Annotated in this window: 1 pseudogene; it reads left to right on the top strand. The window is 56.7% G+C overall.

Annotated features, from left to right (window positions below):
- Positions 1–330, top strand: a pseudogene (locus tag ACIOWE_RS29100) (DNA replication and repair protein RecF); the annotation flags it as partial.

Below are 330 nucleotides of genomic sequence, written 5' to 3'. Positions count from 1 at the left end.
GCTTACATCAAAGCCTTGAAACCAGTCTTTGAACAAACCTTGAGCGAACTGGTTGAGCTTGAAGGTTTGACGCTCAGCTATTACCGAGGCTGGGACAAAGACCGGGAATTGAGCGCAGTACTTGCCGGTTCCCTGCAACGGGATCAGCAAATGGGCCACACCCAGGCCGGGCCACAACGGGCTGACTTGCGTCTTAGATTGGGCGCACACAACGCCGCGGACATCTTGTCCCGGGGTCAGCAGAAGTTGGTGGTCTGTGCATTGCGGATTGCCCAGGGGCATCTGGTCAGCCAGGCCCGACGCGGTCAGTGTATTTATCTGGTGGATGAC

The organism is Pseudomonas sp. NPDC087598, from assembly GCF_044743525.1.
GTDB lineage: Bacteria > Pseudomonadota > Gammaproteobacteria > Pseudomonadales > Pseudomonadaceae > Aquipseudomonas.
The sequence above is the reverse complement of the archived record's forward strand: the minus strand, read 5'-3'. Positions and strand labels throughout refer to the sequence as shown.